Source organism: Streptomyces sp. SM10, from assembly GCF_002910915.1.
GTDB lineage: Bacteria > Actinomycetota > Actinomycetes > Streptomycetales > Streptomycetaceae > Streptomyces.
The window spans coordinates 1-24,438 of the sequence record NZ_NEUF01000104.1 but is presented as its reverse complement, the minus strand read 5'-3'; the positions used below and the strand labels follow the sequence as shown (position 1 = coordinate 24,438).

The 24,438-nt window shown below is 71.8% G+C and carries 23 protein-coding genes; 13 read left to right on the top strand and 10 right to left on the bottom strand.

Annotated elements, in window-relative coordinates:
* The coding region (locus tag B9S57_RS16455; protein WP_103516340.1) for a biotin carboxylase N-terminal domain-containing protein at positions 1-1,691 on the bottom strand (1,691 nt) is incomplete at its 3' end.
* A 412-nt stretch (positions 1,692-2,103) separates the two neighbouring features.
* Here B9S57_RS16455 and B9S57_RS16450 point away from each other — a divergent pair.
* Positions 2,104-2,547 (top strand): hypothetical protein, encoded by a 444-nt coding sequence (locus tag B9S57_RS16450; protein ID WP_103516339.1) that lies wholly within the window; start codon positions 2,104-2,106, stop codon positions 2,545-2,547.
* A gap of 12 nt (positions 2,548-2,559) precedes the next feature.
* Here the strand turns inward: B9S57_RS16450 and B9S57_RS16445 are convergent, their stop codons facing one another.
* From B9S57_RS16445 to B9S57_RS16435, 4 genes are all read right to left on the bottom strand, one after another.
* Complete coding sequence (locus tag B9S57_RS16445) at positions 2,560-3,171, bottom strand: nucleoside triphosphate pyrophosphatase (protein WP_103516337.1); 612 nt, start codon at positions 3,169-3,171, stop codon at positions 2,560-2,562.
* Positions 3,172-3,249: 78 nt separating this feature from the next.
* Positions 3,250-3,378: a morphogenic membrane protein MmpB gene (mmpB, locus tag B9S57_RS35500; RefSeq protein WP_099174806.1), complete on the bottom strand. Its 129-nt coding sequence runs from the start codon at positions 3,376-3,378 to the stop codon at positions 3,250-3,252.
* Positions 3,379-3,451: 73 nt separating this feature from the next.
* The gene (locus B9S57_RS16440; RefSeq protein WP_103516336.1) at positions 3,452-3,658 is read right to left on the bottom strand and encodes an acyl-CoA carboxylase epsilon subunit; all 207 of its coding nucleotides are present in this window, start codon (positions 3,656-3,658) and stop codon (positions 3,452-3,454) included.
* 15 nt (positions 3,659-3,673) lie between these two features.
* Positions 3,674-5,263 (bottom strand): acyl-CoA carboxylase subunit beta, encoded by a 1,590-nt coding sequence (locus tag B9S57_RS16435; protein WP_103516335.1) that lies wholly within the window; start codon positions 5,261-5,263, stop codon positions 3,674-3,676.
* Positions 5,264-5,434: 171 nt separating this feature from the next.
* Between B9S57_RS16435 and B9S57_RS16430 the strand changes: the two genes are divergently transcribed.
* The 5 genes from B9S57_RS16430 to hutH all read left to right on the top strand — a co-directional run bounded on the left by B9S57_RS16430 (position 5,435) and on the right by hutH (position 11,405).
* On the top strand, positions 5,435-6,304 hold the full coding sequence (locus B9S57_RS16430; protein WP_103516334.1) for a biotin--[acetyl-CoA-carboxylase] ligase: 870 nt from the start codon (positions 5,435-5,437) through the stop codon (positions 6,302-6,304).
* A 152-nt stretch (positions 6,305-6,456) separates the two neighbouring features.
* Positions 6,457-7,653 (top strand): adenylate/guanylate cyclase domain-containing protein, encoded by a 1,197-nt coding sequence (locus B9S57_RS16425; protein WP_103516333.1) that lies wholly within the window; start codon positions 6,457-6,459, stop codon positions 7,651-7,653.
* 102 nt (positions 7,654-7,755) lie between these two features.
* Positions 7,756-8,568 (top strand): enoyl-CoA hydratase/isomerase family protein, encoded by an 813-nt coding sequence (locus B9S57_RS16420; protein ID WP_103516332.1) that lies wholly within the window; start codon positions 7,756-7,758, stop codon positions 8,566-8,568.
* A gap of 61 nt (positions 8,569-8,629) precedes the next feature.
* Entirely contained in the window at positions 8,630-9,796 is a 1,167-nt protein-coding gene (locus B9S57_RS16415) for a GGDEF domain-containing protein (RefSeq protein WP_103516338.1), read from the top strand.
* Between the two features lie 58 nt (positions 9,797-9,854).
* Entirely contained in the window at positions 9,855-11,405 is a 1,551-nt protein-coding gene (gene hutH / locus B9S57_RS16410; protein ID WP_103516331.1) for a histidine ammonia-lyase, read from the top strand.
* A gap of 58 nt (positions 11,406-11,463) precedes the next feature.
* Here hutH and B9S57_RS16405 read toward each other — a convergent pair whose 3' ends face one another.
* Positions 11,464-11,784 (bottom strand): hypothetical protein, encoded by a 321-nt coding sequence (locus tag B9S57_RS16405; protein WP_103516330.1) that lies wholly within the window; start codon positions 11,782-11,784, stop codon positions 11,464-11,466.
* Positions 11,785-11,892: 108 nt separating this feature from the next.
* Here B9S57_RS16405 and B9S57_RS16400 point away from each other — a divergent pair, with 108 nt between their 5' ends.
* From B9S57_RS16400 to B9S57_RS16375, 6 genes are all read left to right on the top strand, one after another.
* Positions 11,893-12,294: a hypothetical protein gene (locus B9S57_RS16400; RefSeq protein ID WP_103516329.1), complete on the top strand. Its 402-nt coding sequence runs from the start codon at positions 11,893-11,895 to the stop codon at positions 12,292-12,294.
* Between the two features lie 181 nt (positions 12,295-12,475).
* Positions 12,476-13,747: an Ig-like domain-containing protein gene (locus tag B9S57_RS16395; RefSeq protein WP_103516328.1), complete on the top strand. Its 1,272-nt coding sequence runs from the start codon at positions 12,476-12,478 to the stop codon at positions 13,745-13,747.
* 146 nt (positions 13,748-13,893) lie between these two features.
* Positions 13,894-15,360, top strand: a complete 1,467-nt coding sequence (locus B9S57_RS16390) for an ABC transporter permease (RefSeq protein WP_103516327.1) — start codon at positions 13,894-13,896, stop codon at positions 15,358-15,360.
* A gap of 46 nt (positions 15,361-15,406) precedes the next feature.
* Complete coding sequence (locus B9S57_RS16385; protein WP_103516326.1) at positions 15,407-16,090, top strand: ABC transporter ATP-binding protein; 684 nt, start codon at positions 15,407-15,409, stop codon at positions 16,088-16,090.
* Positions 16,091-16,353: 263 nt separating this feature from the next.
* Complete coding sequence (gdhA, locus tag B9S57_RS16380; RefSeq protein ID WP_103516325.1) at positions 16,354-17,733, top strand: NADP-specific glutamate dehydrogenase; 1,380 nt, start codon at positions 16,354-16,356, stop codon at positions 17,731-17,733.
* A 194-nt stretch (positions 17,734-17,927) separates the two neighbouring features.
* On the top strand, positions 17,928-18,284 hold the full coding sequence (locus B9S57_RS16375) for a helix-turn-helix domain-containing protein (protein ID WP_103516324.1): 357 nt from the start codon (positions 17,928-17,930) through the stop codon (positions 18,282-18,284).
* Between the two features lie 107 nt (positions 18,285-18,391).
* Here the strand turns inward: B9S57_RS16375 and msrA are convergent, their stop codons facing one another.
* The 4 genes from msrA to B9S57_RS16355 form a co-directional block, all read right to left on the bottom strand.
* Entirely contained in the window at positions 18,392-19,096 is a 705-nt protein-coding gene (msrA, locus tag B9S57_RS16370; RefSeq protein ID WP_103516323.1) for a peptide-methionine (S)-S-oxide reductase MsrA, read from the bottom strand.
* 85 nt (positions 19,097-19,181) lie between these two features.
* The gene (locus B9S57_RS16365; protein ID WP_103516322.1) at positions 19,182-20,270 is read right to left on the bottom strand and encodes a hypothetical protein; all 1,089 of its coding nucleotides are present in this window, start codon (positions 20,268-20,270) and stop codon (positions 19,182-19,184) included.
* A 46-nt stretch (positions 20,271-20,316) separates the two neighbouring features.
* The gene (locus B9S57_RS16360) at positions 20,317-21,906 is read right to left on the bottom strand and encodes a M48 family metallopeptidase (RefSeq protein WP_103516321.1); all 1,590 of its coding nucleotides are present in this window, start codon (positions 21,904-21,906) and stop codon (positions 20,317-20,319) included.
* 185 nt (positions 21,907-22,091) lie between these two features.
* Positions 22,092-23,195, bottom strand: coding sequence for a hypothetical protein (locus B9S57_RS16355; RefSeq protein WP_103516320.1), 1,104 nt, complete (start codon positions 23,193-23,195; stop codon positions 22,092-22,094).
* A gap of 79 nt (positions 23,196-23,274) precedes the next feature.
* Here B9S57_RS16355 and B9S57_RS16350 point away from each other — a divergent pair, with 79 nt between their 5' ends.
* Positions 23,275-24,420, top strand: a complete 1,146-nt coding sequence (locus tag B9S57_RS16350; protein ID WP_103516319.1) for a cystathionine gamma-synthase — start codon at positions 23,275-23,277, stop codon at positions 24,418-24,420.
* Positions 24,421-24,438 lie beyond the last annotated feature (18 nt).

The following is a 24,438-nucleotide window of genomic DNA, read 5'->3' as shown; positions in this document are numbered from 1 at the left end:
CCCTTCACGGTGCCGGTGCGGTGGGCGTTGAGGGGTTGTTCCATCTTCATGGCTTCGAGGACGACGATGAGGTCGCCTTCCTTGACTTCCTGGCCCTCTTCGACGGCGATCTTGACGATCGTGCCCTGCATGGGTGAGGCGAGGGTGTCGCCGGAGGCGGCGGAGCCGGTCTTCTTCGCGGCGCGGCGTTTGGGCTTGGCTCCGGCGGCGAGTCCGGTGCGGGCCAGGCTCATGCCGAGCGAGGAGGGCAGGGACACTTCGAGGCGTTTGCCGCCGACCTCGACGACGACGGTCTCGCGTCCGGATTCCTCGTCGGTGTCCTGGTCGGCGGGGACCTGGAAGGGCTTGATGTCGTTGACGAACTCCGTCTCGATCCACCGGGTGTGGATCGTGAAGGGGTCGGCGGTGAACGCGGGGTCGGTGACGACGGCCCGGTGGAAGGGGATCGCGGTGGCCATGCCCTCGACCTGGAACTCGGCCAGGGCGCGGGCGGCGCGCTGCAGGGCCTGCTCGCGGGTCGCGCCGGTCACGACCAGTTTGGCCAGGAGCGAGTCCCACGCCGGGCCGATGACGCTGCCGGACTCGACGCCGGCGTCGAGGCGGACGCCGGGGCCGGTGGGCGGGGCGAAGAGGGTGACGGTGCCGGGGGCGGGCAGGAAGCCGCGGCCGGGGTCCTCGCCGTTGATGCGGAACTCGAAGGAGTGGCCGCGCACCGCGGGGTCGCCGTAGCCGAGTTCCTCACCGTCGGCGATCCGGAACATCTCGCGCACGAGGTCGAGGCCGGTGACCTCCTCGGTGACCGGGTGCTCGACCTGGAGGCGGGTGTTGACCTCGAGGAAGCTGATCGTGCCGTCCACACCGACGAGGAACTCGACGGTGCCGGCGCCGACGTAGCCGGCTTCCTTCAGGATGGCCTTCGAGGCGGCGTAGAGCTCGGCGTTCTGTGCCTCGGACAGGAAGGGGGCCGGGGCCTCCTCGACGAGCTTCTGGTGGCGGCGCTGGAGCGAGCAGTCACGGGTGGAGACGACGACGACGTTGCCGTGGGTGTCGGCCAGGCACTGCGTCTCGACGTGGCGGGGCTTGTCGAGGTAGCGCTCCACGAAGCACTCCCCGCGGCCGAACGCCGCGACCGCCTCACGGACCGCCGAGTCGTAGAGCTCCGGGATCTCCTCAAGCGTGCGGGCCACCTTCAGACCACGCCCGCCCCCGCCGAAGGCCGCCTTGATCGCGATCGGCAGGCCGTTCCTCTCCGCGAACTCCACGACCTCGCCCGACCCGGACACCGGGTCGGGGGTGCCGGCCACGAGCGGGGCACCGGCACGCTGGGCGATGTGCCGGGCGGCGACCTTGTCACCCAGATCCCGGATCGCGTGCGGCGGCGGACCGATCCACGTCAGACCCGCGTCCAGCACCGCCTGCGCGAACTCCGCGTTCTCCGACAGGAACCCGTACCCCGGATGGACCGCGTCCGCCCCGGAATCCTTCGCCGCCTGCAACACCTTCGCCATGTCCAGGTAACTCGCCCCCGGAGTGTCACCGCCCAGAGCGAACGCCTCATCGGCCGCCCGCACATGCAGAGCATCCCGGTCCGGATCGGCATAGACGGCCACGCTCGCGATTCCGGCATCCCGGCAAGCCCGAGCAACACGGACAGCGATTTCACCACGGTTGGCGATGAGCACCTTGCGCACGATGACTCCCTCCTTGAGAACAAGCTGAGTTTAGGGACTACCGACACGGCCGTACGACCCGTCCCCAGTAGTGAACTTGCCCACACGGAGTGTGATTCGAGGCTTGCTCGAGTCGCGAAATCCCTTGTCGCACCACGGTACGCCGGGTTCCTCAACCGCACAGTAGCCACGAAGTGTGGCCCAAGTCTCTGTTCGGACGGTCAACGCCGCGCGGCGTTTCTTTGTGGACTCCCTACGAACGGCCGAGGGAATCTTTGCTTCTGCCCCGGAGCGTCGCCTCCGCGCGCACGAGCCGCGCGCCTCCCCTTGTCCCGGAGCATTACCGTCCCCCGAGCTCCTGACGAGCAGGGGGTACCCCCATGTAGGGTCCGCGCTACCGCACGTACTGCAGGTAACAGGAGGTGGCGCCGTGGTGCGCAGACCAGTGGCCTTCGTGACCGCGATCGTTCTGTTCGTGGAAGCCGTGGGCATCGTGCTCGTCAACGGCGTCCTCGCGACGGTCGCCGGCAACCAGAGCATGTCCCTGGCAGGGATGGATCCTGACGCCATGGTCACCGGCACGTGGGTGATGGGCGGTGTCTCCGGGGTCCTTCTGGTGCTCTGCGGGCTCATACCGCTGCTGGCGGGGATACGGGACCGCGCCCCGGGCCGCTTCGGCAGGATCACCCTCATCGCCTGCGCGGTCGTGCACGGGGTGCTGGGCGCGCTGGCGGTCGGGCTGATCGGCTGGGCGGCCTTCGCCTTCCTGATGGCCGTCCTGGCCCTCGTCGTGCTGACCCTGGTGGCCTTCGACCGGCGCGAGCCGGAGACGAAGGCCGAGGAGCCGGGCGTCGAGGGCACTCCGGCCCCGGTGTGAGGCGGCCGCCGCTCAGACCCACAAGTCGGTGATGGGGGTGCCCAGTTCGCCGAGCAGCCGGCGCAACAGCGGCAGCGACAGGCCGATGACGTTGCCGTGGCTGCCCTCGATCGCCTCGACGAACGGCGCCGAGCGGCCGTCCAGGGTGAACGCCCCGGCCACGTGGAGCGGCTCGCCCGAAGCGACGTAGGCCGCCACCTCGGCGTCCGTCGGCTCGCCGAACCTGACGACGGTGGACGCGGTCGCCGACGCCGTACGGCCGGTGGCCGTGTCGATGACGCTGTGACCCGTCTGCAGGACGCCGGACCGGCCGCGCATCGCCTTCCAGCGGGCGCCGGCCTCCTCGGCGTCGGCGGGCTTGCCGTACGCCTCGCCGTCCAGCTCCAGCACCGAGTCGCAGCCGATGACGAGGGCGCCGGCGGCCTCCGGGCGGGCGGCCACGGCGGCGGCCTTCGCCTCGGCCAGGACGAGCGCCAGCCCGCCCGGGGTCGGAGCGGTGATCGCGTCCTCGTCGACCCCGCTGACGATCACCTCGGGGGCGAGACCGGCCTGGCGCAGCAGTCCGAGACGGGCGGGGGAGGCGGAGGCGAGCACGAGGCGGCGCTGATCAGTCATACCCGCCATCGTAGGCGGGGCCGGAGGCCGCGCGGGGCGTCCCGGGGCACCGGGCCCGGAGCCCCGCGGGCCGGCGCCGGACGCCTCTCAGCGGGTGCCCAGGACGAACATCGCCACGACCATGGCCAGCGCCAGCAGCAGTCCCGCGCGGCGCATCATGTCCTGGGCGTCGCGCAGTTCCTTCGGCGGCTTGTTCTCGGGGTCGGACCACAGCATGGTTCCGATGGTGCTCCGGACACGGCTGCGGCGCCTGAGTACAGGTACTCAAGCGCCGCCGGCGGCCCGGTCCTCAGGAGGGCCAGTACGTCCGCGCCCACGACCGGGGCCCCGGCCGGAGCGCCCCCTTGCGGGCGATCCGCCCCGGGTCGGACCACTGCTCGGGCGGCAGCGGGGCACCGGACGGGACGGCGGCGACGGCAGCCGCGCGCGCCCGGACCACGGCGAGGGCCGCGGCGAGCTCCTCCGGGGTCGGATTGCCCCGTACGACCTTGATCATGGTGGCTCCCGGTGGCTAGAGGGGGATGTTGCCGTGCTTCTTCGGCGGCAGCGACTCGCGCTTCGTACGGAGCTGGCGCAGGCCCTTCACCAGGTGGGCCCGGGTGTCCGACGGCATGATCACCGCGTCGACGTAGCCGCGCTCGGCCGCGACGTACGGGTTGAGGAGCGCGTCCTCGTAGTCGGCCATCAGCTCGGCCCGGGTGGCCTCGCGCTCGTCGGCATCCGCAACGGCGGCGATCGTGCGGCGGTGCAGGATGTTCACCGCGCCCTGCGCGCCCATCACCGCGATCTGCGCGGTCGGCCAGGCCAGGTTCAGGTCGGCGCCCAGGTGCTTGGAGCCCATGACGTCGTACGCCCCGCCGAAGGCCTTGCGCGTGATCACCGTGATCAGCGGGACGGTCGCCTCCGCGTACGCGTAGATCAGCTTGGCGCCGCGGCGGATGATGCCGCCGTACTCCTGGTCGACGCCCGGGAGGAAGCCGGGCACGTCGACGAAGGTGAGGACCGGCACGTTGAACGCGTCGCACGTGCGCACGAAGCGTGAGGCCTTCTCGCTCGCGTCGATGTCCAGGCAGCCGGCCAGCTGCATCGGCTGGTTGGCCACGATGCCCACCGGGAAACCCTCGACGCGGCCGAAGCCGGTGATGATGTTCGGCGCGAACAGGGCCTGCGTCTCCAGGAACTCGCCGTCGTCGAGCACGTGCTCGATGGCGGCGTGCATGTCGTACGGCTGGTTCGCCGAGTCCGGGATGAGGGTGTCGAGCTCGCGGTCCTCGTCCGTGGTCTCCAGGTCGGCCTCCTCCGGGAAGGCCGGGGCCTCGGAGAGGTTGTTCGACGGGAGGTAGGACAGCAGGGACTTGACGTACTCGATGGCGTCCTTCTCGTCGCCCGCCAGGTGGTGGGCCACGCCGGACGTCGTGTTGTGCGTGCGGGCGCCGCCCAGCTCCTCGAAGCCGACGTCCTCACCGGTGACCGTCTTGATGACGTCGGGGCCGGTGATGAACATGTGCGAGGTCTGGTCGACCATCACCGTGAAGTCGGTGATCGCGGGGGAGTAGACCGCGCCGCCCGCGCACGGCCCGACGATCAGCGAGATCTGCGGGACGACACCGGAGGCGTGGACGTTACGGCGGAAGATCTCCGCGAAGAGCCCCAGCGCGGCCACACCCTCCTGGATGCGCGCGCCGCCGCCGTCGTTGATGCCGATCACCGGGCAGCCGGTCTTCATCGCGAAGTCCATGACCTTGACGATCTTCTCACCGTAGACCTCGCCGAGCGAGCCGCCGAAGATGGTGAAGTCCTGCGAGTACACGCAGACGGGACGGCCGTCGACCGTGCCGTACCCGGTGACGACACCGTCTCCGTACGGGCGGTTCTTCTCGATGCCGAAATTGGTGGACCGGTGCCGTGCGAACTCGTCGAGCTCCACGAAGGAACCTTCGTCGAGCAGGAGCTCGACCCGCTCACGGGCGGTCAGCTTGCCCTTCGCGTGCTGCTTCTCGACGGCACGTGCGGAACCTGCGTGTGTGGCCTCTTCGATACGGCGCTGCAGGTCCGCGATCTTGCCCGCGGTGGTGTGGATGTCGCTCTGCGGCTCGGACATCGGGTGGCGGCTCCCTGCCTGGTCACGGGGATGGCTGGTACATCCGGTCGGACTGGTGGACCGGTGGGTGCCCGACGGTGGCTGGCCCGTCGGCGTTAGCTACTGACCCGTAGCGTATCGGCGCCCATACGGTTCGTCAGTGCGTCGTTGGCCACACCTAATGTGGGTTGCATGACACCTCCCGATGCGCCGCACAACCGCTGGTCGGACCTCGACAGGCCGCCCCTGAACGTCGCTGCGCTGCGCCGCGGGCTGCTGAAGCCCGACGGCCTGTGGACCTCGATCGACATCGTCGAGGCGACCGGCTCCACCAACTCCGACCTCGCGGCCCGGGCCGCCGGCGAAGGGCTGGCCGAGGGCACGGTGCTGGTCGCCGAGGAGCAGACCGCGGGCCGCGGACGGCTCGACCGCACCTGGACGGCGCCGCCCCGCTCCGGCCTCTTCCTCTCCGTCTACCTCACCCCCGGCACGGTGCCCGCCGAGCGCTGGGGGTGGCTGCCGCTGCTCACCGGTGTCGCGGCGGCCACCGGCCTCGCGCAGGCGGCGGGCGTCGACATGGCACTGAAATGGCCCAACGACCTCCTGGTGACGATCGGCGGCACGGAACGCAAGACCGGCGGCATCCTCGCCGAGCGCGCCGGGGACGGCGTGGTCATCGGCATCGGCCTCAACGTGTCGCTCCGGGCGGCCGAGCTGCCCGCCCCGCACGCCGGTTCGCTCGCGCTCGCCGGAGCCGTCTCCACCGACCGCGAGACCCTGCTCCGGGCCGTCCTGCGGTCACTGGAACAGTGGTACGGGAAGTGGCGGGACGCCAACGGCGACGCCGCCGAGAGCGGGCTCCAGACGGCCTACGCGGCGGGATGCGCCACCCTCGACCGGACGGTGCGGGCGGAGCTGCCGGGCGAGAGGTCCGTCGTCGGCGAGGCCGTCGCGATCGACGGCGACGGGCGGCTCGTGCTGGCGACGGGCGACGGGATCCAGGAGCCCGTGTCGGCCGGAGACATCGTCCACCTGCGCGGGGAGGAGGGAGGCCTGACCTGATCAGGCGCTCCGCACATACGGGTGATGTCACGTATGACGGATACGGACCCACGTCACCAGGGACGTGAGCCAGGGCACACCTGCCGTATCGTTGAGGCGATCCAGCGACAGATCGGCAGGGCAGTGCGCAGGGAACGGGCAGGAGGCGGCCGGTGACCGTCGACGACACGAACTCCGACGACGGCGCGGAGCCCTCGTCGGGGGCGTCGGTCCACTCGACACCGCATCACGAGGTCGACCACACGGCGGAACCGACCGACGACCCGCTGGCCATCCGGCTGGAGGCCCTGATCCTGGGGGCCGACCGCCGCTACACGCCGTTCCAGGCGGCCAGGACGGCCGGGGTCTCCATGGACCTGGCGTCCCGGTTCTGGCGGGCCATGGGCTTCGCCGACATCGGGCAGGCCAAGGCGCTCACCGAGGCCGACGTGCTGGCGCTGCGCCGCCTCGCCGGCCTCGTGGAGGCGGGGCTGCTCAGCGAGCCCATGGCGATCCAGGTGGCCCGGTCCACCGGGCAGACCACGGCCAGGCTCGCGGAGTGGCAGATCGACTCCTTCCTCGCGGGGCTGACCGAGCCTCCCGAGCCGGGGATGACCCGTACCGAGGTCACGTATCCGCTGATCGAGCTGCTCCTGCCCGAGCTGCAGGAATTCCTGGTGTACGTGTGGCGTCGCCAGCTGGCCGCCGCGACGGGCCGGGTCGTGCAGACCGGGGACGACGAGGAGATGGTCGACCGGCGGCTCGCCGTGGGCTTCGCCGACCTCGTCGGCTTCACCCGGCTGACCCGGCGGCTGGAGGAGGAGGAGCTCGGCGAGCTGGTCGAGGCCTTCGAGACGACCTCCGCCGACCTGGTCGCCGCCCACGGGGGTCGGCTCATCAAGACCCTGGGCGACGAGGTCCTCTTCGCCGCGGACGACGCGGGCACGGCGGGCGAGATAGCGCTCCGGCTGGTCGAGGCGATGGCCCAGGACACGACCATGCCCTCGCTGCGGGTCGGCATCGCCTTCGGCACGGTCACCACGCGGATGGGCGACGTGTTCGGCACGACGGTGAACCTGGCCAGCCGGCTCACGTCGATAGCGCCGAAGGACGCGGTGCTGGTGGACGGCGCGTTCGCCGCCGAGCTGATCAGGAACGGCGACGCCCCCGCCTCCGAGGCGCAGGCCGCCGAGGAGGCCTCGGCGGCGGCCGAGCGGGCCCGGCTCGCGGAGAAGGAGGGCCGCCCGGACGAGGAGCCCCCGCTGCCCGCGTACCGCTTCGGGCTGCAGCCGATGTGGCAGCGGCCGGTGCGGGGGCTGGGCGTCGTGGAGCCCTGGCTGCTGGCCCGGCGGGGCAAGCCGTCCACCTGATCCGGGGCGGTCGTCCGATCCAGGGGCGGGGTCAGGGGCCCGGCCCCTGACCCCGCCCCTAGGATTCCCGTAACGCTCGTTAACCGGAGGGGTGCAGTCGCCATGGGTGTCACGTCGGAGCAGAGGTTCGGGGAGTTCGTCGTCGTACGGCGGCACGAGGGCCAGGAGAACGTCGCCGAGCTGGTGCTCGACCGGCCCAGGGCCATGAACGCCGTGAGCACCGCCATGGCGCGCGCGATCGCCGACGCCTGCGCCGCGCTCGGCGCCGATCAGGGCGTACGGGCGACGGTGCTCACCTCCAGTCATGAGCGGGCCTTCTGTGTGGGCGCCGACCTCAAGGAGCGGAACTCCCTCACCGACGCCGAGCTCGTGCGGCAGCGGCCCACGGCGCGGGCCGCGTACACCGGCGTGCTGGAGCTCCCCATGCCGGTCGTCGCCGCCGTGCACGGCTTCGCCCTCGGCGGAGGCTTCGAGCTCGCGCTGGCCTGCGACGTGATCGTGGCCGACCGCACGGCCGTCGTCGGCCTGCCCGAGGTGTCCGTCGGCGTCATCCCGGGCGGCGGCGGCACGCAGCTGCTGCCCCGCCGGGTCGGCGCGGCGCGCGCCGCCGAGCTGGTCTTCACGGCGCGGCGGGTGGAGGCGGCCGAGGCGCGCGAGCTGGGCCTGGTCGACGAGCTGGTCGAGGCGGGCCGGGACCGCGAGGAGGCCCTGGCCCTCGGCGGCCGGATCGCGGCGAACTCCCCGGTGGGGCTCCGGGCCGCCAAGCGGGCCCTGCGGCTGGGGCAGGGGCTCGACCTGCGCGCCGGACTCGAGGTGGAGGACGCCGCCTGGCGCTCGGTGGCCTTCTCCGGGGACCGGGCCGAGGGTGTGGCCGCGTTCAACGAGAAGCGGAAGCCGAACTGGCCCGGGGAATGATCCGAAGATCATCAGCGCCGTCAACTGATCAAATCGTCACAAACCTCCCTAAGCTGGGATGATGGGCGGTGATGATGCGCGCCTGCGCGCCGTGGTTGCGCTGGCACAGACGATGGCGGCGGCCTACACCCCGCGCGAGTCCTGGCATGCCGCGGCGGTGGGGGCGTGCGAGGCGCTGGGGGGCAGCTTCGCCGCCCTCTCCGTGTGGGAGCGGGAACAGGGCAGGCTGCGCGTCCTGGTGAACGCGGGGGAGCGGGCCGAGGGCGAGGAGGAGTTCCCCGAGGGGGAGTCCTACCCCGTGCACCAGTTCCCGGAGATCACCGAGTTCCTGCACGAGCGCTGGGCGGGCGGGGGCGAGCCCGACGCCTGGGTGGAGACCGCCGACGGAGGTCCGGGCGCCGACGGCCCGGCCCGGGGCGCCCGTCCGTACTGCCATCAGCGGGTCGCGGCGTTGCGGCGGCGCGGGCGCGGGTGCTGCGTGGTGGCGCCGATCGTGCTGCACGGGCGCGCCTGGGGGGAGCTGTACGTGGCCCGCCTGGCCGGGGCTCCCGTGTTCGACCGCGACGACGCGGACTTCGCGACCGTGCTGGCCGCCGTCGTCGCGGCGGGCATCGCGCAGACCGAGCGGCTGGAGGAGGTCCGCAAGCTGGCCTTCACGGACCCGCTCACCGGACTCGCCAACCGCAGGGCCGTGGACCTCCGGCTCGACGAGGCGCTGGACCTGCACCGCACCGAGGGGGCCGTGGTCAGCCTCGTCGTCTGCGATCTGAACGGCCTCAAGGGGGTCAACGACACGCATGGCCACGCCGTCGGCGACCGACTGCTGGAACGTTTCGGCTCCGTGCTCTCCCTCTGCGGCGCGATGCTCGACGGAGCGCTGTCCGCGCGGCTGGGCGGCGACGAGTTCTGCCTGCTGACCGTGGGCCCCCCGGCGGACGACGTGGTCCGCGTCTCCGAGGAGCTCTGTGCGCGCGCCGTCGCCCTGGAGCCCGGTGACGGGGTCGCCTGCGGTGTGGCTTCCACGGGCGACGACATCGGCCCGGTCCCGTCCGCGCGCCGGCTCTTCCGGCTGGCCGACGCCGCGCAGTACCAGGCCAAGGCGGCGCACTCCCGCCGGCCGGTGGTCGCGGGGCGGGACGGTGACGTGATCCGGCTCGCCGACTCGCCGCCCCGGTCCCCCCACGACCGGCGCAGGCTGCGCGGCAACCCGCCCGGGGGCGGTGGGTAAGGGGTCAACCCGCCGACCACTGGTGACATGACGGTTTTCAGTCCGTAGGCTTCTGAATATGAATATGCATACAGTCGTGGTGGGGACGTCCGGTACCACTGCCGAGGACGTCATCGCCGTGGCCCGCCGGGGTGCACGGGTCGAGCTCTCCGCCGCCGCGGTGGAGGCGCTCGCCGCCGCGCGGGAGGTCGTCGACGCGCTCGCCGCCAAGCCCGAGCCGGTCTACGGCGTCTCCACCGGCTTCGGCGCCCTCGCCAGCCGCCACATCGGCCCGGATCTGCGCGCACAGCTGCAGCGCAACATCGTGCGCTCGCACGCCGCGGGCATGGGTCCCCACGTGGAGCGCGAGGTCGTCCGCGCGCTGATGTTCCTGCGGCTGAAGACGCTGGCCTCGGGCCACACCGGCGTACGCCCCGAGGTCGCGCAGACCATGGCGGACGTGCTCAACGCGGGCATCACCCCCGTCGTCCACGAGTACGGCTCGCTCGGCTGCTCCGGCGACCTCGCCCCCCTCTCGCACTGCGCCCTGACCCTGATGGGAGAGGGCGAGGCGGAAGGCCCCGACGGCACCGTGCGGCCCGCCGGAGAGCTCCTCGCGGCGCACGGCATCACCCCCGTCGAGCTCCGCGAGAAGGAGGGCCTCGCCCTCCTCAACGGCACCGACGGCATGCTGGGCATGCTCGTGATGGCCCTGGCCGACCTGAGGAACCTCTACACCAGCGCGGACATCACCGCCGCGCTCTCCCTGGAGGCGCTCCTCGGCACCGACAAGGTCCTCGCCCCGGAGCTGCACGCCATCCGCCCCCACCCCGGCCAGGGCGTCTCCGCGGCCAACATGCTGCGGGTGCTCGCCGGGTCCGGCCTCACCGGTCACCATCAGGACGACGCCCCCCGCGTCCAGGACGCCTACTCCGTGCGCTGCGCCCCTCAGGTCAACGGCGCGGGGCGCGACACCCTCGCGCACGGGGAGCTCGTCGCCGGCCGCGAGCTGGCCTCGGCCGTCGACAACCCGGTCGTGCTCCCCGACGGCAGGGTCGAGTCGAACGGCAACTTCCACGGCGCCCCGGTCGCGTACGTCCTGGACTTCCTGGCCATCGCCGCCGCCGACCTCGGCTCGATCACCGAGCGCCGCACGGACCGGCTGCTGGACAAGAACCGTTCGCACGGCCTGCCGCCCTTCCTCGCCGGCGACGCGGGCGTCGACTCCGGGCTGATGATCGCCCAGTACACGCAGGCCGCCCTGGTCAGCGAGATGAAGCGGCTCGCCGTCCCCGCGTCCGTCGACTCGATCCCGTCCTCCGCGATGCAGGAGGACCACGTCTCCATGGGGTGGTCGGCCGCGCGGAAGCTCCGTACCGCGGTCACGAACCTCGCCCGGATCGTGGCGGTGGAGCTGTACGCCGCCACACGCGGTGTGGAGCTGCGGGCCGCGGAGGGGCTGACCCCCGGGCCCGCGTCGCTCGCCGTCATCGGGGCGCTGCGGGACGCAGGTGTCCAGGGCCCCGGCCCGGACCGCTTCCTCGCCCCGGACCTGGCCGCCGCCGACACCTTCGTGCGGGAGGGGAGGCTGGTCGCGGCCGTGGAGGCCGTGACGGGCCCGCTGGACTGAGCCAGGGCCCCTCGGGGGGCTGCCGCGCCCGGTACGGGCCGCGGCAGCCCTCGCCGCCTCAGAGGCCGAGGGGCGCCGTGGAGCCGCGGCGCGCCGCGTACACGACGAATCCCGCGCCGACGCACAGGAAGGCCGTTCCGCCGATCAGGTACGGGGTGGTGTCGATGCCCGCACCGGTTTCGGCCAGACTTTCCCCGGAGGCGAGATCCGCCGTGGCGGAGGCCCCTCGGGCCTCGGTGGAGGAAGCGGAGGACGAGCCGGTGGACCCGTCCCGCACCCCGGCGTCGCCGGTCGCGTTGGCGGAGGGGACGAACCAGAGAGCGCAGAGCAGAGTGCCTGCCGCTGTGGTGGTCAGCAGCGTGCGACGAGCGATGGACACAGAATCGATCCCCTTGCGACAACCGTCAGTTAGCCCCGTGGGCCGATGCTAAGCAAAGCAGCGGGTCGGAGGAAAGCCACAGATCCCGGGAGCCTTACGCTCCGGCGTATGAGCACTTCGGAGACACCCTCATTTGTTCGGCTTCGCGTGGAGATGGTGCTGGAGATCAGCGACGCCGATGCCCTGACCGGTACGGCGCTGGAGAGCATCGCGGCCGATTTCACCGCCTCCGGCTCCTCCGCCGACGCGTCGGCCGAGGAACGTACGCATGCCGAGGAGACCGTCAGGGAAGACGCAGCGGAAGCCCTCGCCTCACTGATCGACCCGTTCGATCTGGTCAGCCAGGTGCCCGGGGTCGAGCTCGCCCAGGCCTCCTGGAGCAGCGAGACGATCGACTACGACCCCGACGCCGAGGACTGGGCGGCCGGAGAGGACGGGGACGAGGCGTACTACGGGATCGAGGACAATGAGACGGACGACGAAGAAGGCGGCGGACATACGGAACGCTGACGCCCGCGGGGCACTCCTCACAGGTGGCCGGAACCGCCGCGGTCCCGGGTGCGTCGATGAGTGGTGTTCCCCACATCCGCGGTGGATGTGGAACGGAAGACCCGGTCGCGGTGTTCTTGGAACATTGACGGGGCATCGCCGTCGGGCGACCCCGTCCGGGGATCTTGGGGAATCGGCAACGATGGAGAAGCGTGTGATCACGGACAGCAAGCGGCGCAGGGGCCTCATGGCCGCGTCCGCACTGCTCGGCGGTGTGCTGGTGCTTTCGGCCTGCAGCGACGACGGCGGCAGCGACACCGGCGCGAGCGCCGACAGCTCGAAGACGTCACAGGCGCAGGTCGACGAGGCCGCGGCCAAGGACACCTCCGAGGCGCAGATAACGATCGCGCCGAAGAACGGGGCGACCAACGCGAGCATCAACAACGCCGCGATGGTCACCGTCGCCAAGGGCAAGCTGACCGAGGTCACCATGACCACGGCCGAGGGCCAAGCCGTCGAGGGCAAGCTCGCCGCCGACGGTTCCAGCTGGAAGCCCAGCGGCCAGCTCGAGCGCTCGACGAGGTACAAGATCAGCGCCACGGCGTCCGACTCGAAGGACCGCGAGGCACACGCCAACAGCTCCTTCACCACCGTGTCGCCCGAGAACAGCTTCATCGGGAACTTCACGCCCGAGGACGGTTCCACCGTCGGCGTCGGCATGCCGGTCTCGATCAACTTCAACAAGGCGATCACCGACAGGAAGGCCGTCCAGGACGGCATCACGGTGACGTCGAGCAGCGGCCAGGAAGTCGTCGGTCACTGGTTCAACAACCAGCGTCTCGACCTGCGCCCCGAGGACTACTGGCAGGGAGGCTCCACCGTCACCCTGAAGCTGGCCCTGGACGGCGTCGAGGGCGCCGACGGTGTCGTCGGTGTCCAGCAGAAGACGGTCACCTTCAAGGTCGGCCGCAACCAGGTCTCGACCGTGGACGCCAAGACGCACACCATGACCGTCACCCGTGACGGCAAGACGGTCAAGACGATCCCGATCTCCGCCGGCTCCGCCGACAACCCGACGTACAACGGCCAGATGGTGATCTCCGAGAAGTTCGAGGAGACCCGTATGGACGGTTCGACGGTCGGCTTCACGGACGACGACGGCAAGGGCGAGTACGACATCAAGGACGTCCCGCACGCCATGCGGCTGTCCACGTCGGGCACCTTCATCCACGGCAACTACTGGGGCGCCAAGTCGATCTTCGGCAGCGCGAACACCAGCCACGGCTGTATCGGCCTGTCCGACACGAAGGGCGCGGACGACGCCGGCACGCCCGCCGCCTGGCTGTACAACAACTCCATCGTCGGCGACGTGGTCGTGGTCACGAACTCCCCGGACAAGACCATCGCCCCCGACAACGGCCTCAACGGCTGGAACATGAACTGGTCGCAGTGGACGGCGGGCTCCGCCGCCTGATCCCGGCCGAACCCCTCCCCCTCGAAGGCGGCGGCACCCGGACTCCTCCGGGCGCCGCCGCCTTCGGCGTACGTCCCGCAGGTGTTCTCATCCACCTCTCATCGGGCCCTTAACTCCTCATCACACCCGCTCCATACCCTCGCGCCATGTTCTTCACCTACCTCCGGCGCGAGCTGCGCCGCCGCAGAAAGGCGGCGCTCGTCGTCGCCTCGGGGCTCGCCCTCGGCATTGCGCTGGTCATCATCGTCAGCTCGGTCTCCTCGGGCATGAGCAAGGCCCAGGACAAGGTCCTGGAATCGCTGTACGGCCTGGGCACCGACATGACGGTGACCAAGGCGGCGGACGCCCAGGGCTCCGGCTCCACCGGACGCCCCCGTTTCGAGTTCGACGCCAAGGACGACGAGGACGAGACCCAGAGCACCGACCGGGTCATGGTCCAGGGCTTCCAGACGCTGGCCTCCAGCACCGTCGGCAAGGTCGGCGAGCAGACCGGCGTCGCCGACGCGGTCGGCGGGCTGAGCCTGACGGTCATGAAGGTCGACGGGCAGTTCAAGCGCGGCGAGTTCAAGCAGGACGAGAGCACCGCGGGCCAGAGCGGTCGCGGCGGCCAGGGCGGCGGCCAGCCGCAGGGCCGGGTCGAGGGAGGCGGGGCGTCCTTCGACGTCAACTCCTTCACCGTCTACGGCACCGACGTCACCCAGCAGGACCTCGGCCCGCTGACCTCCTCCGAGATCACCAAGGGGCGTACCTTCACGGCGTCCGAGACCGACGCCAAGGTCGCGGTCGTCGACTCCGCCTACGCCAAGGAGAAGTCGCTCGCGGTCGACAAGAGCGTCACCATCTCCGGCACGAAGTACACGATCGTGGGCGTCTCCACGGCCGACAGCGGTGACGCGGCCGCCAACGTGTACATCCCGCTGAAGCAGGCGCAGACCGTCGCCGACTCCCAGGACAAGGTCACCACGGTCTACGTCACGGCCGCCGACTCCCAGCAGATCGACACCGTCAAGGCCGCCATCCAGAAGAACATCCCGGGCACGACGGTCACCACCTCCGCCGACCTCGCCGACACGGTCTCCGGCTCCCTGTCCACCGCCTCCGACCTGGCCTCCAGCGTCGGCAAGTGGCTCTCCATCGCCGTCCTGGTCGCCGCGTTCCTCGTCGCCGGCCTGCTGACCTCCTCCGCCGTCAGCCGCCGCGTGCGGGAGTTCGGCACCCTCAAGGCACTCGGCTGGAAGAGCGGACGCGTCACCCGCCAGGTCGTCGGCGAGGCCCTCGTCAACGGCCTGATGGGCGGTGTCCTCGGCATCGCCGTCGGACTCGCCGGCGCCTACGTCGTGACCGCCGTCAGCCCCACCCTCACCGCCCAGCTCGGTTCCACGGGCGGCGGCGGAGGAGGCGGCAGGGGCGGCGGCGGCCCGATGGGAGGCGGCGGCCCCGGCCGTCAGACCGCGTCCAGGACCCTCGACATCGCCCTGACCGCACCGGTCTCCCTCACCACGATCCTCATCGCCGTCGGCCTGGCCGTGGCGGGCGGACTGATCGCGGGAGCCTTCGGCGGCTGGCGGGCATCGCGGCTGCGGCCGGCCGACGCGCTGAGCCGCGTCGCGTAACACCGCCCCGCCCCACCCCTCCCGTACGTACAGCAGGAGTCCACACGTGTACCAGCTCAAGGGCGTCACCAAGCGCTACATGCGCGGCAGGAATCCCGTCGACGCGCTCGCCGGCGTCGATCTGACCATCGAGGACGGCGGACGGCTCGTCATCCAGGGGCCCACCGGAGGCGGCAAGTCGACGCTGCTCCAGATGCTCGGCGGCCTGGACCGGCCCACCGCCGGCACCATCGAGCTCGACGGTGTCGACCTGGCCAGGCTCCCCGAGTCCCGGCTGACCAAGGTCCGGGCCGAGTCCATCGGATTCGTCTTCCAGAGCTTCAACCTGATCCCCACGCTCACCGCCCAGGAGAACGTCGAGACGGCGCTCGTCCCCCTCGGCCTCGGCGCGAAGGCCCGCCGCGAACGCGCCGCGGAAGCCCTGGAGTCGGTCGGCCTCGGCGACCGGCCCACCCACCTGCCGAGCGAGATGTCCGGCGGCCAGCAGCAGCGCGTCGCCATCGCCAGGGCGCTCGTGAAGCGGCCGAAGGTACTGCTCGCCGACGAACCGACCGGCAACCTCGACGAGTCCATGCGCGACGAGATCATGGACCTGCTCGACGGGCTGTGGAAGGAACACGGGCTGACCTTCGTGATGGTCACCCACGACAGCTCCCTCGCCCGCAAGGCACCCCGGGTGGCGACCATCCGCAAGGGGAAGGTCACGGTGACGGAGAACGCGACGGCCTGATCCACTCGGACGCGGGCCTCACCGCCGCCCTCCTCCGGCTGTGAGGTCCATCACCCGCACGGCCCCGCGACGCGGGCGCCGTGCGGCCCCGCGTACGGGTGGATAGGGGACCGTACCGGGGCGAACAACACCGTCCACTCCGTGGATGTCGTCCGGGCAGGGCCGGGCCGCGCTGCCAGACTTGCCGGGTGCAACGGCGAAGGCGCCTCCGGGGACAGGGGGCGCCGACGCGCATGAGCCCACCCACGGAAGGTCTTGATCAGATGCCGGCCAGTTCCGAAACCCTCACCCCGCGCACCGCCGAGAACCGTGTCATCGAACCCCTCTACGCGGAGATCCTGCGACGCAACCAGGGTGAGGGCGAGTTCCACCAGGCGGTGCGCGAGGTTCTCGAAACCCTCGGCCCCATGCTGGCGCAGCGCCCGGAGTTCGTCGACGCCCGCATCATCGAGCGGATCTGCGAGCCCGAGCGCCAGCTCATCTTCCGGGTGCCGTGGTCGGACGACGCCGGCGACATCCACGTCAACCGCGGCTTCCGCGTCGAATTCTCCAGCTCGCTCGGCCCGTACAAGGGCGGCCTGCGCTTCCATCCCTCGGTCAACCTCGGCATCGTGAAGTTCCTCGGCTTCGAGCAGATCTTCAAGAACGCCCTCACCGGCATGCCCATCGGCGGCGGCAAGGGCGGCGCGGACTTCGACCCCAAGGGCCGGTCCGACAGCGAGGTCATGCGGTTCTGCCAGTCCTTCATGACCGAACTCCACCGCCACCTGGGCGAGTACACCGACGTCCCCGCCGGTGACATCGGCGTCGGCGGCCGTGAGATCGGCTACCTCTTCGGCCAGTACAAGCGGATCACCAACCGCTACGAATCCGGCGTGCTCACCGGGAAGGGCCTCGGCTGGGGTGGCGCCCAGGCGCGTACCGAGGCCACCGGCTACGGCTGCGTCCTGTTCACCGCCGAGATGCTGCGGGTGCGCGGCGAGTCCCTCGACGGTCAGCGCGTCGCGGTCTCCGGCTCCGGGAACGTCGCCATCTACGCCATCGAGAAGGCCCAGCAGCTCGGCGCGACCGTCGTGACCTGCTCCGACTCGGGCGGCTACGTCGTGGACGAGAAGGGCATCGACCTCGCCGTGCTCAAGGAGGTCAAGGAGCACGGCCGCGGCCGCATCTCCGAGTACGCCGAGCGGTGCGGCGACCATGTGCGCTACGTCCCCGGCACGGGCGTCTGGAACGTCCCGGTCGACGTGGCCCTGCCCTGCGCCACCCAGAACGAACTCCACGAGACCGACGCGCTGGCCCTCGTGCGCAACGGGGTCAAGGCGGTCGCCGAGGGTGCCAACATGCCCACCACTCCGGAAGCCGTCCACGTCTTCCAGGACGCGGGCGTCGCCTTCGCCCCCGGCAAGGCGGCCAACGCGGGCGGTGTGGCCACCAGCGCCCTGGAGATGCAGCAGAACGCCTCCCGCGACTCCTGGTCCTTCGCCCACACGGAGGAGCGCCTCGCGCAGATCATGCGGCACATCCACGACTCCTGCCACACGACGGCGGAGAAGTACGGCAGCCCGGGCAACTACGTCGTCGGCGCGAACATCGCCGGCTTCGAGATCGTCGCGGAAGCGATGCTGGCACAGGGCCTGATCTGACCCCGCCGCCTCCGTGGGGCCGGGGCCCCGGCCGCGGCCCCACGGAGCGCCGGGCGTGTGTGCACGTCTGAAGAGGCGGGCCGGGCACGACGGCCTGTACCGGGCGCGCGCCGGTGACTCTGCCGACAGCAGATCCGCCCGGCGCGGACGGTATTCCCCTCCCGCCGGAGGTTGTCCCCTCCTAGGCTCGGACGATGAGCAGCCACGAGCCGACCTGCGCCCGCGTCCTTCCTCTGCGGACACCTCCCGCCGCCAGGGAACCCCTGTGGCGGGACGTCGTCGGAGACGTCCTGCGCCGGGAGCGGCAGGCCCAGGGGAGGACGCTCAAGGACGTGGCGGAGGACGCCCGGATCTCCGTGCCGTACCTCTCCGAGGTGGAGCGCGGCCGGAAGGAGGCGTCGTCCGAGGTGCTCGCGGCGGCGGCCCGCTCCCTCGGGCTCGGCCTCGGCGACGTGCTGTCCCTGGCCCAGCACGAACTCGCCCACCGCGGCGCTCCCTCCCGCACCTCCCCGGCCCACCGGCCCATGGGAGAGGTCCGGCTCGCGGCCTGAGCTGGCCGCCGGGCACCGGTGTCAGGCGCAGAAGCCGCCCCGTTCACCGCGGTCACCAGCCCGCCGTGCGCTCCGCCCCCGGGTGAGGTGTGTCCGGAAGAGGGTGCTCACGCCTCCGGGGCCGGCGCGATGCCCGTCGGGCAGGCCCGGCCCCAGTTCGTCTCCGAGGGGGACTCCAGCGTGGCGCCCGTGCCGCCGATGCCGCAGTAGCCGTTGATGTTGCGGTCGAGGTACTGCTGGTGGTAGCCCTCGGCGGGCCAGAAGGTGCGGCCCTGGGCCGGGAGGATCTCCGTGGTGATCTCCTTGAATCCGGCGCCCGTCAGGACCTGCTGATACGCCTCGCGGGACGCCTGAGCGGCCTCCGCCTGCTCGGGGGAGTGGGTGTAGAGGGCCGAGCGGTACTGGGTGCCCACGTCGTTGCCCTGGCGGAAGCCCTGGGTCGGGTTGTGGGACTCCCAGAAGAGCTTCAGGAGGTCCGCGTAGCCGACCACCTTCGGGTCGAAGACGACGCGGACCGCCTCCGTGTGGCCGGTCAGGCCCGAGCAGGTCTCGTCGTACGAGGGGTTCTCGGTGTAGCCGCCCTGGTAGCCGACGAGCGTCGTCCAGACGCCCTCCGTCTGCCAGAACTTGCGCTCGGCGCCCCAGAAACAGCCCAGCGCGAAGTCGGCGACCTCCAGGCCCTTCGGGTACGGGCCGGTCAGCGGGTTGCCGAGGACCGTGTGGCGCTCGGGCACCGTGAACTCGGGGGTGGGGCGACCGCGAAGGGCCTCCTCACGGGTGGGGAGCTGCGGGGTGCGGTGGGTCAGGAACATGCGGGGGCTCCTCCTGGGGTCGTGGTTCACCCCGTACAACGCGGCGGGGACACCGGGGATTCCGCTGCCCCCGCCGCGCGGGCGGTCAGCCCCGGGCCGCCTGCGCGACGCGCTCCGCGCAGTAGTCCCGGGCGGCCAGGTAGCGCTTCACCGGGTCACCGGAGTACGTCCACGGCGCACAGTCGATGTAACCGTCGATCAGCCGGAACTGCTCCACCGCCTCCGGGTAGCGGTCCTGCCAGTACAGCAGCCAGGCCAGCAGGTGGCGGACCAGGACGACGCGGCGGTCACCCTCGCCGGCCGCCGCCACGTCGAGCAGGCAGGCGTCGACCGCGGCGATCAGCTCCGGGCTCTTGTAGTAGACGTCCGGGTCGTCGTCCTCCGCCGTCTCCTGCTCGAACGCCGCGTACAGCGGGAGCAGGGAGAGCAGCTGACCGGGGCTCCCCTTCGCCGCCGCCTCCCGGGCGAACCCGGCGGCCAGCTCGTGCGAGCCGCGCCACTTGCGGCACCAGTACTGCAGGGCGGAGGTGTGCGCCGCGAGGTGGTGCGCGTCGCGCTCGACGACCTGGGCCCACAGGGCGCGGAACGCGTCGTGGTCGTATCCGAGACCCAGCGCGCAGGAGATCTCCGCGATGTACGGACACGGGTCGTCGCCGGCGAGGGCCTGCGCCTCGTGGCACGCCTCCCGGGCCTGCGCCATCATCCGGTGGAACCCGGCGAACTGCTCCTGCGTCGTGTACTTCGCCTGCTTGGCGCCGCGGATGTCCGCGGCCACGCCGATCAGCGCGCCGGCGTGGACGAAGGCCGCCCCCGGGTCCTCGGGACGGGCCGTGCGCCAGGCCAGCAGCCACGCGTCGTCGGCCGCTGCCTCGTCCTGGAGGAGGGATCCGCGGCGGTAGCGCTCCTGCCAGTCGCGGCCCGCGTCGGCGAGGTAGTCGGCAGCGGCCTGCCAGTCGCCGGAGCGGGCCCGCGCGCGGATCTCCTCCGCCCGCGGGTCCGGAGCGGCGGAGTGCGCCGTGTCGAGCGCGTCGGCGGGTACGAAGCCGAGCTCCGTGGCCGCCTTCGCCGCGGAACGGGATCCGGTCCCCTCCACGAACGCCGCGGTCTTGCGCCGTGCCCTCAGCCAGAAGTAGACGCCGAGAGCGATCAGCGCCAGGGGTATCAGTTTCGTCACGGGGTGTGTCCCGTCCAATCGAGAGGTGCGTGCTCGGGAGCAGGGTTCAGGGGATGAGCAGTTTGCGCAGGGGCGTGGTGTCCGGGACGTCCGCCACCGCCGCCTCCAGTGCGGCCGGCAGTTCGTCCGCGTGCCCGTCGGGCAGCTTCAGTGTGGCGGAGTCGCTCCAGGACAGTTCCCAGCGGGCCCGGCCGTCGCGTACGTACGCGGCCCTGACCAGCTGGGCCAGTCCGGCCGTGAGCCGGGGGCGGGCGAATTCGCGGGCCGCCCGCCCGGTCGCCGAAGCGGCCTCCTGCGACTTCGGCAGCCGTTCGGCGACGCGCCACAGCCCGCCGGAGTCGATCGCGTCCAACAGGGACGGCAGGGAGCCGTCACCCGCTCCGGCCTCGCGCGCCAGCGCACCGAATCCGTCGGCGGACTCCTGCGTGTACGCCGTCATCGAGACGTGCACGAGCTCGGGCCACTCCACCCGGCGCATCGCCAGCGCCTCGGGCGTGAGGACCGCCTGCTCGACCGCCGCGAGGGCCCGGCCGGGGTCGGCCAGCAGCGACATCGAGGGCCGTACGGGCTCCGAGGCGCGCCCGTCGTCCGGCAGGGCCTCGATCCGGGCCACGCGCTCGGCGATCGCCGGGTGCGAGTCGTAGGGCGAGGAGGGCTCCTCGGGCAGGTCGGCGCGCATCCCTTCCAGCTCCTCCCGGCGCGCGGCCAGCAGATGCCGTACGCCGCCGAAGACCTCACCGGACGGCGGGAGCAGACCGGCACCGACACCGAGCGTGGCGTACGCGTCCATGTAGAAGCCGTGAGCGGAGTCCAGCACCGGTATCTCGCGCAGGGCCGACGCGGTCGCGTCGCGGCCCGCGATCCTCGCCGCGGCGACGTCCGCGGCGAGTTCCGCACGGCGCGAACCGGAGAGCGTGGCCCGCATGTAGAACTTCGCGTAGGCCGTGTAGATCCACGCCATCGCGCGGTAGGTGACGCCCGCGCCGGTGGTGTCGACCTCCTTGGCCTTCCTGCCCCTGGCGACGGCCTTCGCGGATTTCGCCTCCTGCTTGGCCCGCTCCTTGTCCACCTTGTTCCCGGCCCGCTCCTGGAAGTGGGCGATGGTGCGCAGCACCTGGACGCGGCCGCGCACGGTGATCGCCGTGAGACGGGTGTCGGCGTTGACGTAGTGGCCCATCTCGTGGGCCAGTACGGCCCGGAGCTGGGACTCCGACAGGCCGGTCATCAGCGGCAGCCCCAGGTAGAGGCGGCGGGCGCCGCCCACCAGGCCGAGGAAGCGCGCGTCCTCGCTCACCGCGGCGTTCACGTCGCCGGTCAGCACGATCTCGTCGGGTGCGCGGGTCCCGACCTGCTGGGCGATGTCGCGTACGGAGCGCCAGAGTTCGGGCTCCTGGGTGTCGTCGACGCGCACACCCGGCATGCTCTCGCCCTTGGGCGTGCGGAGCATGAACATCCCCCGCACGATCGGGATCGCGAGGACGGCGCTGATCAGGAAGATCTTCACCGCCACGCCGCCCGGCGTCCACGTACCGGCGGCCCAGTCGGCTGCGGCCAGGACGGCGAGCATGAGCAGGCTGAGCAGATAGAAGCCTGCGAGAAGGAAGAGGGCGCGCACAGCACGCAGTGATGGGCCCATCGGGCGGTTCCCCCCACGGGAAGGCGAAGAGGCCTCACCCGGGTGCCGGGCGAGGCGACGCGTGAATACGATCAGGTCGATGCGTGTGGGGGGAAACGGAGTATGACCTACCGAACGGTTGTGCGGCAACGTGCTTCCGCCGGGGGTGCCGCCCCGGCCGAAGCACGTTGCCGCGGCGCCCCGCTCTACTGCGGCAGCGTCGCCGGGCTGCCGCCGTTCGCCTCGTACCCGGCGACGGCCAGCGCCCGGTACACCGTGTACTCGGCGGCCGGGTCGGAGCTCTGGGTCCAGGGCAGCGCGCCCACATGGCCGTCGATGTGGACCAGCTGGTGCATCGCCTCCGACCAGCGTTCCATGCGGACGAGGAAGAGGACCAGCAGGTGCCGGACGTGCGCGAGCATCGGGTCGTCGGCGCGCGCCGCGTGCACCGCGAACATCGCGCCCTCCACCGCCTTCGTCACGACGGTGCCCCGGTAGAAGCCCTGCACCAGATTGACCTCGGGCAGATGCTCGTACACCGCGAACAGCGGCAGCGCGGCGAGCAGCGAGCCCCGCGGGGCCCGGGCGGCGGCCGTCGTCGCGAAGCGGTCGGCCTCTTCGCGCGAACCGTGCCACTTCTCGCACCAGAAGTGCAGGGCGGCGATGTGCGCGCCCATGTGCGCGGGCGCACGGTCGATGATCTTCGCCCAGAGCTGGTCGAACTGTTCGTGGGAGTACCCCAGCCCCCGGGCGACGGCCAGCTCCACGAGGTACGGGACGGGGTCGCCCGGAGCCAGCAGGGCGGCTTCGCCGCAGACCGTGCGGGACTCCTCCAGGATGATCCGGAAGTCGTCCGTGCCCACCGTGCCCGTACGCCACGCCTGCTGCACCAGGAACTCCGCGTGCACCGCGGCGGCGCCCGCGTCCTTCGGGGCCTCGGCCCGCCACGCCCTCAGCCACGCCCCGCCCGCACCGGGCTGCCGGGCCAGCTCCAGGGAGGCGGCGCCGGCGAACGCCTGCACCCGCTGCCAGCGGATCTCGCTCTCCTTGGGCGTCCCCGCGAGCAGCTGCGAGGCCGCCTTCCAGCTCCCCGTGGCCTGCACCACGTCCAGGACGTCGAGGAGGTCCTGGTCGGGGCCGGGCATCCGGACGTCCAGCTCCTCCTGGCGTGCGAAGCCGTAGGTGTCCGGGTCGGCGGCGTCGGGCGAGCCGGGCGCGACCTGGCGGATGCCGCCACGGCGCCGCAGCATGAGCGGGCCCACGACGGCGACGAGCATGCACAGGGCGAGCAGGAACCACAGAATCTCCATGCGGTCCATTGTCCCCGGACGGGTAACCGCGCGGCGAGTGGCCTTCAACTCCCTTCCCGACGAACTACGCTCGGGCCCCATGAGCGACCAGCACAGCTTCGAGACCCTTGCGATCCACGCCGGCAACACGGCCGATCCCCTCACCGGCGCCGTGGTCCCGCCGATCTACCAGGTGTCCACGTACAAGCAGGACGGCGTCGGCGGGCTCCGCGGCGGCTACGAGTACAGCCGCAGCGCCAACCCGACCCGCACCGCGCTGGAGGAGAACCTCGCGGCGCTGGAGGGCGGCCGCCGCGGACTCGCCTTCGCGTCGGGCCTCGCCGCGGAGGACTGCCTCCTGCGTACGCTGCTGACGCCCGGCGACCACGTGGTCATCCCGAACGACGCCTACGGCGGTACCTTCCGGCTGTTCGCGAAGGTCGCCTCGCGCTGGGGCGTGGAGTTCTCGGTCGCCGACACCTCGGACGTGAGCGCCGTGCGTGCGGCGCTCACCCCGCGCACCAAGGCGATCTGGGTGGAGACCCCGTCGAACCCGCTGCTGGGCATCACCGACATCGCGGCCGTCGCCGGAGTGGCCCGCCAGGCGGGCGCGCGGCTGGTCGTCGACAACACCTTCGCCAGCCCCTACCTCCAGCAGCCGCTCTCGCTCGGCGCCGACGTCGTGGTCCACTCCACCACCAAGTACATGGGCGGCCACTCGGACGTCGTCGGCGGCGCGCTCGTCGTCAGCGACCCGGAGCTGGCCGAGGAACTGGCGTACCACCAGAACGCGATGGGCGCGGTGGCCGGGCCGTTCGACGCGTGGCTGGTGCTGCGCGGCATCAAGACCCTCGCGGTCCGCATGGACCGCCACGACGAGAACGCCACCAAGGTCGCCGACCTGCTGACCCGGCACCCCAAGGTGACCCAGGTCCTCTACCCGGGCCTGCCGGAGCACCCGGGCCACGAGATCGCCGCCAAGCAGATGAAGGCGTTCGGCGGGATGGTGTCGTTCCGGGTCACGGGCGGAGAGGAGGCGGCGGTCGAGGTCTGCAACCGCGCCAAGCTCTTCACGCTCGGCGAATCGCTCGGCGGCGTCGAATCGCTCCTGGAGCACCCGGGCCGCATGACGCACGCCTCCGCCGCGGGCTCCCCGCTGGAGGTGCCGGCCGACCTCGTCCGGCTCTCCGTGGGCATCGAGAACGCCGATGACCTGCTGGCCGACCTGACGCAGGCGCTCGGCTGAGCGACGCGACCGTCCGGC